Consider the following 13,945-nt stretch of genomic DNA (forward strand, 5'->3'; position numbering starts at 1 on the left):
GCCGGCCTCAGGCGTCCAGCCCGATGTCCAGCACTTTGGCGCTGTGGGTCAGCCAACCCACGGCGATCTGGTCGACGCCGGTGGCCGCCACCGCGGCCGCGGTCTCGGGCGTGATGCGGCCTGAGGCCTCGGTGATGGCGCGGCCGCGCGCCATGGCGACGGCCTGGCGTAATTGGTCCAGGCTCATGTTGTCCAGCAGCACCACGTCCACCCCCAGCGCCAGGGCCGTTTCCAACTGCGCCAGCGTGTCCACTTCCAGCTCGATCTTGACCATGTGGCCGGTGCCGGCGCGGGCGCGCGCCACCGCGGCCTCGATGCCGCCGGCCAGGGCGATGTGGTTGTCCTTGATGAGCACGGCGTCGTCGAGCCCGTAGCGATGGTTGCTGCCGCCGCCCACGCGCACCGCGTATTTCTGCACCGCGCGCAGGCCCGGCATGGTCTTGCGGGTGCAAGTGACGCGGGCGCCGTGGCCGGCGATGGCCCGCGCGATCGACGCCGTCGCCGTCGCCACGCCGCTCAGGTGACACAGGAAGTTCAGCGCCACCCGCTCGGCGGTCAACATGGCACGGGCGTTGCCGCGAATCCGCGCGATTTCGGTGCCCGGCGCCAGGTCGGCGCCGTCGCGGTGGGCAACCTCGAACTCGATGGCGGGATCGAGCGCGCGAAAAGCGAGCCGCGCCAGGTCCAGCCCGGCCAGCACGCCTTCCTGGCGCGCCACCAGGCGCGTCTCGGCCACGGCGTCGGCCGGCACGATGGCGTCGGTGGTCAGGTCTCCGGCCCGCCCCAGGTCTTCAAGCAACGCCGCGCGCACCAGCGGCTCGAGCATGACATCCGGCAGGGAGGGAATGGCCAAACGGGCAACGGGCGCTTCAGCAATAATGCTCATTTTGAGTATTTTGTGGTTAAAAAAAGGCGCGCAAATAATGCGCATGCACTTATGCTAAAGATGAGTATATGGCCTTGTCAAGCGTCACAGCGAGCGTGACAGCGGCAGCTTGCTGCCCGCGATGGCGCGTTCGAGCAGCACGTCGCGGCGGAAGCGGAACAGTTTGGCGGGGCGTCCCGCCGTGCCGGTGGCCATTTCGCCGGTCTCTTCCACCAGCGCCTGCTGCTCGATCAGGCGGCGGAAATTCTGCTTGTGCAGGCCGCGTCCGGCCAGGGCCTCGACCGCCAACTGCAACTGCAGCAGCGTGAACTGCGCCGGCATCAGTTCGAACACCACCGGCCGGTACTTGATCTTGGCGCGCAGCCGCGCGATGCCGGTCGCCAGGATGCGGCGATGGTCATGCCGCATGGGCTCGCCCGGCAGCGGCGCGGCGGCCGCCTCCGAACGGCGGCGCGCCGCTTCCGGCACCAGGCCGGCCTCGAACAGCAATTCGTAGCGCTGCAGCACCATGTCCTCGTTCCAGGCGGCGCCGTCCAGGCCGAAGGTGATGGCGGCGCGCTGGCGGCGGCGCTGGCGCAAGGCGCCATCGCCGGTGTCGTCGCACCAGGCCTGCAGGCGCGGCACGATCAGCTCGTCCACCAGCGCCGGCGTACCGGCGCGGCGGTCTTCCCAGGGGAAATAGCGGTACCAGTCCTGCCAGCCGACCTGCGCCACGCCGGTCTCGCCGGCCTCGCGCGTCAGGCCCAGGTAGCTGACCGACATGACGCGCGCGCCCGATTCGTCGGAACGGTCGCCATCGGCGAAGGTGTAGAGCTGTTCGACGTAACCGAGCGGATGGTGCGTCTGGGTCTCGACCCAGGCCCGCAAGCCCGCCTGCAGCGAGCGGTGCGACAACTCGAAGGGCCCCGCCGGCAGGGCCCGCGCATCGTCGGTGGTCAGCACGCGCGGCTCGCCGTTGGTGACGGCGACCAGGACGGCAACGAGTTCGGCGTGGACGGAGCGTTCGACGGATTCGGTCAAGGTGGCGGATGAAAATGAGGAAAACCGGGCGTGGTGACGCGACGCCGCGAGGCGCTCGGCATTATAAGGTCGGGGCCCTGCAACAGCCCCTTGCAAACGTGACAGCGCAACCCGCCGCAAGGGCCGCGCGCGGCCCTAACATGAAGAGGAATCCCCGGCGCGTCGCCATCCTGGGACGCCCACAACCGGAGCCGTCATCATGCTGAAAACCGTCATCGATTCCTCCGCCGCCAGCAGCAAACCGGACACCGCCCCGGAGCCAAAGCCGTCCGTCGATCCCCGCAAGGGCACCGGCATCCTGCCCATGCCTGACCAGAGCGAGGTCGTCGCGGGCATGCCACGCCGCGGCCGCGCCATCGAGGCGCCCGGCGACCCCGGCATCATCACGCCCGAAGATGACGTGCTGGACACGTCATACGAAAACCACAAGCAATGACCGGCACGCGCCGCGCCGGCGCGCGCCGCGATCAGGCGACCTTGGCCACCGCGTCCTGGCGCGTGTCGACCACCGTCAGGATGGCCAGGAAGCCGCTGATGTCGAACACCTCGCGCACATGCGGCTGCATCGCGCACAGCGCCAGCGCGCCCGAAGCCTGCTTCAGGCGCTTGGCCAGCACCAGCACCACGCGCAGGCCGGCGCTGGAGATGTAGTTCAGGTTGGACATGTCGAGCACGAAACGGCGTTCGCCTTTTTCGACGTGCGACAACAGGTCGGCTTCGATGCCCGCGGCGTTGCCGCTGTTGATCTGGCCTTCGGGCGAGACAACCAACACTTCCCCGACCTTCTCGATTGCGAGATTCATAGTGGTTCCCGGTAAATGACCGACGCCCCGGATCCCGGCGCTTGCGGGCGGCGGCGCGATGCCGAGATGATACGCGAGGCGCCGGCGCAGCCAAACGCAAACGTGGAACGACACGCGCCAGTGGCTCACCCGTTCCGCCAGCGGGCCGCAATCGGGCATACTTCCACCTGCACGTGTACCACTGAACGCAAGGCGACCATGCCCCCTCAGCCCGATACGCTTGACCTCGTTCCCGACGCCCGCGCCGTCGCCTGCGCCATTGAATGGCTCGAGGCCATTGCCGAGCGCGACGCGTGGTCGCCCAAGCTGAGTTTCGGTCTGTCCTTGAGTCTGGACGAAGCGCTGACGAACATCGTTTCCTACGCCTTCGACGATCCCTTGCTCGCCCCCGATCCCGCCCACGTCAGCCTGGCCTGTCGCCAGGACGACGAATGGATCTCGCTGGAGATAATCGACAATGGCCGTCCGTACGATCCCACCAAGACCCCGCCGCCCCCACTGGCCGCGACGCTCGATGACGCCGACATCGGCGGCCACGGCGTGCGGCTGATGCAGCACTATCTGCACGACCTGCGCTACGCCCGCAATGGCAATGAGAACCGCCTGACGCTCGTGATGCGCGCCGCGTGACCCTGCCTGGCGCATTCGATCAAGACGCGCTATCGACAACCAGCAGTGCATAGACAGAAAGTACCGAACGAAACCCGGTCGTCTGTCACTCATGCATAGCCCCGTGCGCCGGTCGCGCGCGGACCTCGCCCAGATGCCGCCCGTGAACGCTCCCTATCGTCCAGAAGGATTGCTTGCCCGGCCCTTGTACGCCCGCGTCGACGCGGGCGCGGTGGCCCACAATCTCGCGCGCCTGCGCGCCACCCTGCCCCGCGCCCCCGCGTCGGGCGCCGCCGCGCCGCGCCTGTGGGCCACCGTCAAGGCCGACGCCTACGGCCACGGCCTGGCGCGCGTGCTGCCCGCGCTGCGCGCCGCCGACGGGCTCGCTGTGCTGCACCTGGACGAAGCGCGCGCCTGCCGCCAACTGGGCTGGGACGGCCCGGTGCTGGTCTACGGCGGCCTCTATTCGCAGGCCGACACGCTGCTGCTCGACACGCCGGGCCTGCATCTGGTCATCACGCATGCCGCGCAACTGGACTGGTTGGCGCAATCGCCCGCCGCCGAGCGGCCGTCGGTCTGGCTGCGCTTTGCCGGCGACATCCATCACACCGGCTTCAGCGCCGACGACTACCGCGCCGCGTTCGAGCAGGCGCGCAACCTGGCCGCGCGTGGCCTGGTCGAGGAGGTCGGCCACCTGAACCACTATGCCCGCGCCGATGAGGCCGATGGCGTGGACAGCGCCGACGCGCGCTTTCGCGAGGTCATCCGCGACTTGCCGGGACCGGTGTCCACCAGCAATTCCGCCGCGATGCTTGGCCATGCGGCGCGCGCCGCGGCCACGCAATGGGTACGGCCAGGCCTGGCGTTGTACGGCGCCAGCCCGTTCGCCCACCGCAGCGCCGCCCAACTGGACCTGAGGCCAGCGATGTCATTGCATTCGCAGGTGGTAGGCATCCAGCGCGTGCCGGCCGGCGCCGGCGTCGGCTACAGCGGCGCATTCCTCGCGCCCACGGCGATGGCCGTGGGCATCGTCACCTGCGGCTACGCCGATGGCTACCCGCGCCACGCGCCCACCGGCACGCCGGTGGTGGTGGCCGGCATCCGCACGCGGCTGCTGGGCCGCGTTTCCATGGACATGATGGCGGTGGATCTGGGCCCCGTGCCGCACGCCGCGATCGGCTCGCCCGTGACGCTGTGGGGCGCGGACGGCCTGCCGGTGGAAGAAGTCGCGATGGCGGCGGGCACCATCGCCGCCCAGTTATTGACGGGCTTGAGCGCGCGCGTGCCGGTGGCGCTGGCCAGCGCCGGCGCGGCGCGCTGAATGGCGCGGCACGAGCGCCACGGTGACGACCTGACGCGAACCGCGGGCCAGCCGCCGCGCTCAGGCGGTCTCTTCACGCGGCCGGGCCGGCGCGAACAACAGGAACAGCAAAGTCGCGATCAGGTAGATCACGCCGGTCGCGGCCAGCCCCGCCCCCATGCCGGCGGCGCCGAACATGGCGCCGACCACCAGCGGCCCGGCCATCTGGCCGAGCTTGTCGGCGGCGCGCATGACGCTGGTGGCGCCCGCCGCGCCGTAGCGCTGCACGTCCGGCAGCGCCAGCATGTAGGGCGATTGCGACGCGCCGGCGAAGCAACTGGCCAACGCCAGCAGCAGCACCGCCGCGGCCGCGGCCAGCAGGCCGCTGTTGAAGTACAGCCCGAGCATGCCGAGGCTGCCGACCAGGCCGCCCAGCACGATCCAGCTCTTCTTGATGCGGCTGCGGTCCACCACCCGGCCCATCAGCGGCCCGACGTAGATGACGCACAGGCCGTAGATCATCAGCACCCGGCCGATGCTGGACGCGGCCACGCCCTCGGCCTCCAGGTACAGCGGCAGCGCGAACGACAGCAGGCCGACCTGCGCGATCGAGAACGGAATCACGCTGCCCACCAGCAGCAGGCCGAAGTCGCGGGTGAACAGCAGCTTCAAGGTATCCGAAAGATGCGCGCGGGCGCGCCCCGCGGCCTGCGCGGCCAGTTGGCGGCCGCGGTCCATGTAGGGGCGCATCAGGATCAGCACGCCGGCCAGCGGCATCACCAGCATCACGGCGCCGACCGCGAACACCGCGCGGAAACCGACCTGTTCCATCAGCATCGCGCCCACCGCCGCGCCGGACAGGTGGCCGGCGAACAGGCCGGCGATCACGCCCGTCATGTTGCGGCCGCGATATTGCGCCGGACTGCGCGTGACGATGAAGCCCTGCAGCCCCATCCAGGTCAGGCCATAGCCCAGGCCCACCAGGCCGCGCGCGGCGCTGAACATCAACAGATTGGTGGAGGCCGCGCACGCCAGCATGCCGGCGGCCGACACGCCCAGGCCGGCCAGCACCGGCACCTGCCAGCCCTTGCGGTCGGTGAGGCGGCCGGCCAGCAGCGAGGTCAGCAGGCCGCAGCCCATTTCCACGGAGATCGGCAGCGCCAGCAGCAGATTGGCCGGCAGGTCGAGCCCGCCCGCGGACAGGCTGCGCGCATACAGGGGCAGGAAACCAAGCGGCAGGGCCCACGCGAACAGGAAGCCGAACATCACCGGTCGGGCGATGCGGCCCACCTCGGAGGCGTCGTCCGGGCCGACGCGGCTGCCGTCGGGCAGCGTGGCGCGCGCGGCGAAAGCGCGGTTCATCAGCAGCGCCAGCAGCAACAGCATTTCGATCGCGGCCACCAGCGCCACCGCCACCACGGTGACGGCATCGAGCGCGCGGCTGCGCACGCCCGCCGCGATGACGTCGCTCGACAAGCGCAGCACCAGGTCGCCCTGCGCCTTCGGATCCGCCAGCGCCGCGCCCAGCGGCAACACCAGCGTCAGGTCATCGGCCTGCGGCCGGGCCGCCGGCAGCGCCGACACGTCGAGCGCGCCGTGCGCGTCGGCGCCATACAGCACGCGGCCGTCGCGATCGGCCAGTTCGATCTGCGCCACCGCCGGGAAGGTGCCTGCCAGGCGCGCGAACGGCGCTTCCACGCCGCGCAGCCGGTTCACCTCCAGGCCGTAGCCGAGCACGCGGTTCAGGTCGCGCTGCAGGCCCTCGGCCAGCAGCCCGACGTTGTTGCGCGTGACTTCCAGCCAACCGCTGCGGAACGTGGAAATGGTGTAGGCGGCATACACGCCCTGCGCCAGCACCAGCGCCAGCAGCGGCACCACGAAGCGCGCGCGGCCGCCCGCGGCCAGCGAGGTCAGCGGCACGATGTACTTGAAGACCGCGGCCAGGCCCAGCCCGACCAGCACCGTGACGACCAGCAGCACCTGCAGATTGTCGATGATGAGCTGGCGGCTGGCCTCGCCGTCCTTGGCTGCCGACAGCACCACGGCGCCGACGCTCTTGCCGCCGGCGCCGGCCAGCGGCACGGCCACCGTCACGCGGTCGTCGTCCACCGCGACCAGCGCGCCCGAGCCGCGACGCGCCAGGCCCGCGGCCAGCGGCCCGCCGGCGTCGAGCGTGCGCGCCAGTTGCGTGGCGTCTTCGGGCAGCTCGCCCTCGGCGGCCACGGCCTGGCCGTCGGCCAGCAGCACCGCCGCGCCCTGCACGCCGCGCGAGCGCGCGACCCCGTCATGCAAGGTGTCGCGCAGGCCGAAATACTGTTCCAGCGGCTTGCCCAGGCGCAGGCCGTTCTCGATATTGCCGGCGACGCGGCGCGCCACCACTTCGACGCGGTCGGCGGTGGTGTCCACCACCAGCCGGTTCAACGCCGACAGGCTCAGCGCGCCGATCAGTGCCTGCGCCAGCAGCAGCACGGCCAGACAGGCCAGAGTGACTTCCAGTACCGGGCGACGACGCAACCCATCGAGCACTACTTGTATTGGTTCGCTACGCATGGGGCCACGCCGTCGCAAAGTATTTACACACGGGCACTAATGGTATTTACAATTAATGCAAATTGCATCCTATTTCACGCCCTTACCTCATCCGCCGCCCATTGCCCCCATGTCGTTGCGCTCGCTCCGTAGCAAGATTTTTCTACTGGTCGTAGCGCTGCTCCTGGCGGTGGCGGCATTCGTGATGCTGACCTCGCAGCGCAACGTCACCCGCACGGTGATGAACAGCGAGCGCCACGCCGTCAGCAACGTCATGGAACTGGTGCTGCGCGACGCCGAGGCCCGCTGGGGCGCGCTGCTGGCCGACAAGATCTCCACCGTGCGCAGCGGCCGGCGCCAACTGATGCAGAGCGGCACCGTGGTGGCCGCGGCGCTCGGCACCTACGCCGACCTGGCCGAGCGCGGCATCATGACGCCCGGCGCCGCCAAGGGCATGGCGCGCGCCTGGATCAACCACCTCAAGCTCGACGACCGCCGCTACGCCTTCGTCTACGACGCCGACTTCCAGGTGCTGGCCAGCGGCAATCCCGACATGATCGACCGCGACCTGTCGTCGCTGTCTGACTTCAAGAACCGGCCGCTGGCGCAGGCGCTGCTGGAAGAGAGCCGCACGTCCGGCTACGGCTTCGCGATCTACCGCTGGCCGCCGTCGGCGCAGCGCGGCGATGGCGAGACGCGCTATGCGTATTTCGGTTATTTCCGCCCCTGGAACTGGGTGTTCGCCATTTCCGACAGCGCCCAGGACGTGATCGAGCAGATCCAGACGCGCCGCGAGCAGTTGGAGAATTCGGTGCGCGACACCTTGTCGAAACTGACCCTGGCGCAGTCCGGCTTCATCTTCATCGCCGCCGACGACGGCCGCATGATCGTGCCGCCGCCCGAGGCTCGCGCCGGCTTGCTGGACGCCAAGGACGGCAGCGGCGAGACCTTGCGCGCGCTGCTGGCGCGCCAGGATGGCGGCGGCAAGCTGCAGAGCCTGCGCTTCGAGGGCGGCGACGGCCCCTGGCAGATCGACAGCGCGCGCTTCGCCCCGCTGGGCTGGACCGTCGTGGCGGTGGTGCCCGAGAGCGACCTGACCGCCCCGGCGCGCGAACTGCTCAACCGCCAGGCGCTGATCTTCGTCGGCATGATGCTGGTGGCGCTGGTGTGCGCGTGGCTCGTGGCCGCGCGGATCGTGCGGCCGCTGGAAACGCTGACCCACTACGCGCGGCTGCTGCCCGAACAGGACCTGACCGCGGCATCGGCCGTGCCCGCCCACATCGCCGCCCTGCCCGACAAACACAAGGACGAAGTGGGCCGGCTGGCGGCGTCGTTCCTGTTCATGGACCGCAAGTTGCGCGAGAACGTCGCCCGCCTGATGCGCGAGACCACCGCGCGCGAGCGCTTCGAGAGCGAGCTGAACATCGCCCGCGCGATCCAGCTCGGCCTGCTGCCGGTGCCGCTGTCGCCCATTACGCGCGAGCAGATCGACCTGAACGCCGTGATGCTGCCGGCCAAGGAAGTGGGCGGCGACCTCTACGACTACTTCACGCTGCCCGACGGCCGGTTGTGCCTGGCCATTGGCGACGTGTCGGACAAGGGCGTGCCGGCGGCGCTGTTCATGGCCGTGACCCGCACCCTGATCCGCGCCACCGCCGAGGACGAGACCGACCCGGCGCTGATCATGCAGAAGATCAACAACCGCCTGTCCGAGAACAACCCGAACATGATGTTCGTCACGCTGCTGATCGGCGTGCTCGACATGACCACGGGCGAACTGAAGTGGGCCAACGCCGGCCACCTGCCGCCCGCGGTGGTGGGCGCGGACGGCGTGGTGCGGCTGCTGGAAGGCCGCAGCGGCCCGGCCTGCGGCGTGCAGGAAGACCTGACCTACCGCTGCCTGTCGACGGTGCTGGCGCCGGGCGAAATGCTGGTGGGCTACACGGATGGCATCACCGAGGCCGTCAACCCGCAGAATGCGCAGTACGGCGATCCGCGCCTGCTGGCCGTGCTGTCCAATCCCCCCGTGCCGGCGGCCAATCTCGCCAAGCGTCTGCTGGAAGACGTGCAGGCCTTTGCCGACGGCGCGGAACAATCCGATGACATCACTTTGATCGTGATCCGCCGCCCATGAAGACCTCGTTGCCCACCTTATTGCTGAGCCTGGCCCTGCTGGCGCCCGCCGCGAGCCTGGCCCAGGCGGCATCGCCCCCGGCCAGCCACCCCACGGCAGGCGCGGCCGCCGCGCCCCAGGTCTTTCCCACCAAGCCGGTGCCGCGTCCCGACGGCAAGAAATGGCGCATCGGCTATTTCGAGAGCGGCGACTACAGCGAATACCCCCGCACGCTGCGGGTCACCGTGGACGGCCTGCAGAAGCTGGGCTGGATCACCGTGCCGACCATTCCCGACGGCCTGAATGGCAAGCAGATGTGGGAATACCTGGCCGACAACGCCCGCAGCGACACGCTCGAATTCGTGCGCGACGCCTGGTGGCAGCCTGGCAACTTCGACGCCGCGCAGCGGCCGGCGGTGCGCGCCGCGATCAAGCAGCGGCTGGAGGAAAAGAAGGACATCGACCTGATCATCGCCATGGGCACGTGGGCCGGCCAGGACATGGCGGGCATGGGCGCGCCGGTCCCGACGATCGTCGCCTCGACCAGCGACGCGGTCGGCGCCCGCATCACCCGCTCGGCGCAGGACAGCGGGCTGGACAATCTGCACGCCCGCGTGCAGCCCGAGCGCTATCAGCGGCAGGTCCGGCTGTTCCACGAAATCGTGCCGTTCAAACGGCTCGGCCTGGTCTACGAAGACAGCCCTGAAGGCCGCACCTACAGCGCCGTCGACGCGGTCGAGCAGGTGGCGCGCGAGCAGGGCTTCGAGGTGCTGACCTGCAACGCGCCGTCCAACGGCATCGCGCCCGAGGCCGCGACCCGCAACGCGCTCGAATGCTATGCCAAGCTGGCGCCGAAGATCGACGCGGCCTATGTCACGGTGCACCGCGGCGTGACGCCGGTGTCGATCGATACGGTGGCCGAAATACTGCGGCAGGCGCGCGTGCCCAGCTTCTCGATGCTGGGCTCGGAAGAGGTCAAGCACGGACTGCTGCTGAGCCTGGCCCAGGCGGACTACTCGTACGTCGGGCTGTTCTATGCCGAGACCATGGCGCGCATCTTCAACGGCGCCAAGGCGCGCGAGCTGAGCCAGGTCTGGATCGACCCAGCCAAGATCGCGCTGAACCTGCAAACCGCGCGCGTCATCGGCTTCGATCCGCCCGTGGATATCCTGCTGGCGGCCGACGAAGTCTACGAGGCCCGGTAACGCCCTGTTGCCACTCCAAGGCCGGAATCCGCGCAATGGCATAAAATCCGGCTACGTGCCGTGGCGAGGGAACTAAAGCGCCAACCGGGTTACTCAACCACAGGGGCTATTGAATCTCCCATGGGCCCGATCTCGGACACGCCGGATTTATTGGCTGCATGACAATTTCATCGGTTACCCCTTCATCGCCGTTCCTCTCTCTCGAAGCCTTCGCCAAGGCGGCGGAGAGCGGGCAGGACGTGTATGTCGACGTCGCGGGCGAAAGACTCCAGGTCCTGGGCGTGGGCGCCACGCCCGGCGGGCGCAGCGTGGCATGGGTGGCGCCCAATGTCGACACCACCGAAATGTTCGCGCAGGCGCTGGCCCGCACCTTTGGCCAGGGCATCGCCAGCGCGGTGTCGCGCGAACTCGGCCTGGAACCCAACCCCGGCAAGCCACTGTCCGCGCGCACCGTCGCGCAGGCGCTCGACATGGCGCAGACCTCGCGCGACGCGCTGTCGGGCGTCGATTTCCTCACGCGTCTGGCCCTGTCCGCCACCAGCGGCGCGCCCGCCTTCCAGCAAGCCTGTGCCGACGCGGGCGTGGCGCCCGCCAGCCTCGACGCCGCCCGCCGCAGCTCGCTGGACCAGGCCATGCAGGCCCGCTTCGACCAAGCCGCCCAGTCCGGCCAGAGCCCGGTCTCCCTGGGCACCGCCGCCGCCTGGCTGCGCGACATGCTCAAGGCCGGCTAAGGCCGGCGCCAGACCGCCGCCCCCCGGATTCCGGCATGCGGAATCATGCCGCGCGCTGCTTACTTGTTTTTACATTTCTGACATCAAAAACGCGATTTTTGCCGCAAGATTTCGGTTTTCGAAATATTGTGACACGCGTAAGCTGCGATAATTCGCGGCACGCCGGTAGTAACTTGTAGCTTCATACACGTTTCTTTTCGCCTCCCATGACCAACCCCAGCGATTGCACAGCCGCTTCCCCGGAAGCGGATTTGCCGCCCATTCGCGCTGACGGCGAAGGGCAGGGGTGGGACACGGGCGAGGAATACCTGTTGCGCGACCTGGTGCGGGAACACTCCACCCGGCTGCAGCGCTTCATCATCAAGCACATCGGCAACACCACCGAGGCCGAAGACCTGGCCCAACAGGCCTTTGTCGAAGCGGCCCGATCCTACCGCAGCTTTCGCGGCGAATCGCAACTGTCCTCCTGGCTCTATGGCATCGCGCTCAACCTGGTGCGCAACTACCTGTCGCGCGCGCCGGAGCGGCGCCACGATTTCGTCAGCGACAGCGTGCTGGCCGAGCACGCCAGCGGCGATCTGCCCCCCGACCGCGCGCTCGAGCAGAGCCAGACCCTGGCGTTGCTGCAGGAATCGCTGGACGAGCTACCCGAGAACATGCGCGACATCCTGCTCATGGTCGGCATCGACGAAATCTCGTACGAAGACGCCGCGGCCCTGCTGACGGTGCCCGTCGGCACCGTGCGCAGTCGCCTGTCTCGCGCACGCGCGGCGCTGCGCGACAAGCTGGCCCATAAGGGGCTGCGGCTCGACGACTGAGCCGCCCGCCACTACGGCGCCCTGCCCGTTCCCGGCGCCGCCACCGGCTCGACCTGTATCACCGGCCCCTGCTGCGCGTTCGATTTGCCTTCGAGCACCGGCGTGGCCGTCGGCGTGCCATCCAGCCATTCCGAGGCGCGCACCGGGCCGCTGCTGCGGCGCAGCTCCACGTTCGGCCCGAACACGATGCGGGTGCGCTGGCCCTGCACCAGGTCGAGGTATTGGCCCGCCGTCATGCGGTCGCCACCCCAGGTGGCGTTGAGCATCGGGCCGGTGCCGGCCGCGCCGGGCGTGGCCACCACTTCGCCGTTGATCGCGACCACCTTGGGGCGGATCAGGAACAGGCGCTCGCGCCGCTGCACGGTCTTGGACTTGTTGGAGAACAGCAGCCCCAGGCCCGGGATGTCGCCCAGGATCGGCACCTTGTCGACCTGCTCGGAATTCTGGCTGCTGTTGTAGCCGCCGATCAGCAGCGTCTGGTCGTTGCCGACGATGGCCAGCGTGCTGATGTTGCTCTTGCGGACCGTGGGCAGGTTGTCGATCTGGCGCTCTTCCTGGATGCGGCCGTCCTCGATATCCACGGTCAGTTCGACGCGCGCGCCGTTCTTCGATTCGATATGGCGCGGCGTCACGCGCAGCGACGTGCCCACGGTCACCGGCGTCACGGTGGCCACGCGCTCGCCACGGGTCTGGATATAGAAGGTATCCGACAGGTCGATCATGGCGCCCAGGTTGTCGGCCGTCAGGATCGACGGCTGCGACAGGATGTTGGCCTGGCCCTTGGTCTGCAGCGCCCGCAATCGCGCGGCCAGGGTGTTGCCCACGCTCACGCCGATGGTGCCGGGCGACAGCGCCGCGCCGCTTTCCAACGGCAGGCCGCCGCTGGGGCTCAGGCCCAGGTTGCCATAGCCGAAGGTGGTGGAGCCGGCGCGCGCGCCCCAGGTCACGCCCAGCTCGCTGACAAGGTCGGAGTTGACGTCCACGATCATGGCCTCGATCTCGACCAGCGTGCTGGGCAGGTCGAGTTGCTCGATCAGGCTGCGGTAGATGGGAATGCGGTCAGGGATGTCCTGCACGATGATGGCGTTCAGGCGCGCATCGGCCTGCACGGTGGGCTCGCGCAGGCGCAGGCCCGTCTTGCCCGCGCTGGCGGGCGCGGCCGGCTGGCCGCCGGCCTGCCCGGCCGGCGCCGCGCCGCCATCGCCGCCGACCTGCGGGAACGCCGGCGGATTGTCGCGCAGCGGCGCCGCGATCGCGGCCAGGGTTTCGTTGTTGGCGCCGCCCCCGCCGCCCGTGATCAGGTTGCGCAGCACGGTGGACAGGCCCGGCGTCACCACCTTCTGGTCGCGGTAGCTGATGGTGCGGTCGTTGACCGAGGCGTGCTTGAGCCGGAACACCGCCACCTGCTGGCCGCCGGCGCCCATCGGCAAGGCCGCCACGGTGCGCTCGACCAGATCGACGTAGCCCGGCGGGCCCGACACCAGCGCAATGCCCTGGTCTGGCAGCTCGCCCCAGCCAAAGCGCGGGTCCAGCACGCCGAGCTGCTGCAGGGCCTGGCGCAAGGCGCTGATGGAACTGCCCATGGCGCTGACCGAACGCGTCTTCATGTCGTTGGTGCGGCTGACGAACAAGGTGCCGGCATAGACGAACCAGTTGAAGCCGTAGACACCGCCCAGCCGGTCCATGAACTCGGTCGGCGTATTGGCGTTGAATTTGCCGTTGACCGTGCCCGTGACGTTGGGTCCGAGCTGCAACGACAGGCTGAAGCCGCCCGCGAATTCGCGCAGCAGCGTCTGCAGGTTCTCGTCGCGGGCATAGTAGCTGTAGGGCACGTTCGGCCAGTTCGGGGCGGCTTGCGCGCCGCTCGCCAGGCCCAGCGACAACGCAGTCGCCAGAATCATCCGCTTCAACACTCTCTCTCCTCGGGCGGC

General features: G+C 69.3%; 12 protein-coding genes. 7 read left to right on the forward strand and 5 right to left on the reverse strand.

Annotated features, from left to right (window positions below):
• Nucleotides 1-7: 7 nt before the first annotated feature.
• A complete protein-coding gene (gene nadC, locus SB816_RS22085) occupies nucleotides 8-886 on the reverse strand; it encodes a carboxylating nicotinate-nucleotide diphosphorylase (protein ID WP_410547557.1) in 879 nt (292 codons plus the stop codon).
• Between the two features lie 84 nt (nucleotides 887-970).
• On the reverse strand, nucleotides 971-1,906 hold the full coding sequence (locus tag SB816_RS22090; RefSeq protein ID WP_116791527.1) for an NUDIX hydrolase: 936 nt from the start codon (nucleotides 1,904-1,906) through the stop codon (nucleotides 971-973).
• A 199-nt stretch (nucleotides 1,907-2,105) separates the two neighbouring features.
• Here SB816_RS22090 and SB816_RS22095 point away from each other — a divergent pair, with 199 nt between their 5' ends.
• A complete protein-coding gene (locus tag SB816_RS22095) occupies nucleotides 2,106-2,342 on the forward strand; it encodes a hypothetical protein (protein WP_054503488.1) in 237 nt (78 codons plus the stop codon).
• A 31-nt stretch (nucleotides 2,343-2,373) separates the two neighbouring features.
• On the opposite strand, the gene SB816_RS22100 is transcribed toward SB816_RS22095, so the two are convergent.
• Nucleotides 2,374-2,709, reverse strand: coding sequence for an STAS domain-containing protein (locus SB816_RS22100; RefSeq protein ID WP_054503487.1), 336 nt, complete (start codon nucleotides 2,707-2,709; stop codon nucleotides 2,374-2,376).
• Between the two features lie 198 nt (nucleotides 2,710-2,907).
• On the opposite strand from SB816_RS22100, the gene SB816_RS22105 reads away from it, so the two are divergent.
• Complete coding sequence (locus SB816_RS22105) at nucleotides 2,908-3,339, forward strand: ATP-binding protein (protein ID WP_054503486.1); 432 nt, start codon at nucleotides 2,908-2,910, stop codon at nucleotides 3,337-3,339.
• A 133-nt stretch (nucleotides 3,340-3,472) separates the two neighbouring features.
• Entirely contained in the window at nucleotides 3,473-4,639 is a 1,167-nt protein-coding gene (gene alr / locus SB816_RS22110; RefSeq protein ID WP_054503549.1) for an alanine racemase, read from the forward strand.
• 60 nt (nucleotides 4,640-4,699) lie between these two features.
• On the opposite strand, the gene SB816_RS22115 is transcribed toward alr, so the two are convergent.
• Nucleotides 4,700-7,168 (reverse strand): MFS transporter, encoded by a 2,469-nt coding sequence (locus SB816_RS22115; RefSeq protein ID WP_410547558.1) that lies wholly within the window; start codon nucleotides 7,166-7,168, stop codon nucleotides 4,700-4,702.
• 109 nt (nucleotides 7,169-7,277) lie between these two features.
• Between SB816_RS22115 and SB816_RS22120 the strand changes: the two genes are divergently transcribed.
• The 4 genes from SB816_RS22120 (at nucleotide 7,278) to SB816_RS22135 (ending at nucleotide 12,014) form a co-directional block, all read left to right on the forward strand.
• Nucleotides 7,278-9,281 (forward strand): SpoIIE family protein phosphatase, encoded by a 2,004-nt coding sequence (locus tag SB816_RS22120; protein ID WP_064526191.1) that lies wholly within the window; start codon nucleotides 7,278-7,280, stop codon nucleotides 9,279-9,281.
• Entirely contained in the window at nucleotides 9,278-10,465 is a 1,188-nt protein-coding gene (locus tag SB816_RS22125) for an ABC transporter substrate-binding protein (protein ID WP_064526192.1), read from the forward strand. The genes SB816_RS22120 and SB816_RS22125 overlap by 4 nt, the downstream gene beginning before the upstream one ends.
• A 158-nt stretch (nucleotides 10,466-10,623) precedes the next feature.
• Complete coding sequence (locus SB816_RS22130) at nucleotides 10,624-11,196, forward strand: hypothetical protein (protein ID WP_064526194.1); 573 nt, start codon at nucleotides 10,624-10,626, stop codon at nucleotides 11,194-11,196.
• A gap of 251 nt (nucleotides 11,197-11,447) precedes the next feature.
• Nucleotides 11,448-12,014, forward strand: a complete 567-nt coding sequence (locus tag SB816_RS22135; protein WP_231132988.1) for an RNA polymerase sigma factor — start codon at nucleotides 11,448-11,450, stop codon at nucleotides 12,012-12,014.
• A gap of 11 nt (nucleotides 12,015-12,025) precedes the next feature.
• Here the strand turns inward: SB816_RS22135 and sctC are convergent, their stop codons facing one another.
• On the reverse strand, nucleotides 12,026-13,915 hold the full coding sequence (gene sctC, locus SB816_RS22140; protein WP_054503480.1) for a type III secretion system outer membrane ring subunit SctC: 1,890 nt from the start codon (nucleotides 13,913-13,915) through the stop codon (nucleotides 12,026-12,028).
• Nucleotides 13,916-13,945 lie beyond the last annotated feature (30 nt).

Origin of the sequence: Achromobacter sp. SIMBA_011 (assembly GCF_046535435.1) — a bacterium.
GTDB lineage: Bacteria > Pseudomonadota > Gammaproteobacteria > Burkholderiales > Burkholderiaceae_B > Achromobacter > Achromobacter dolens.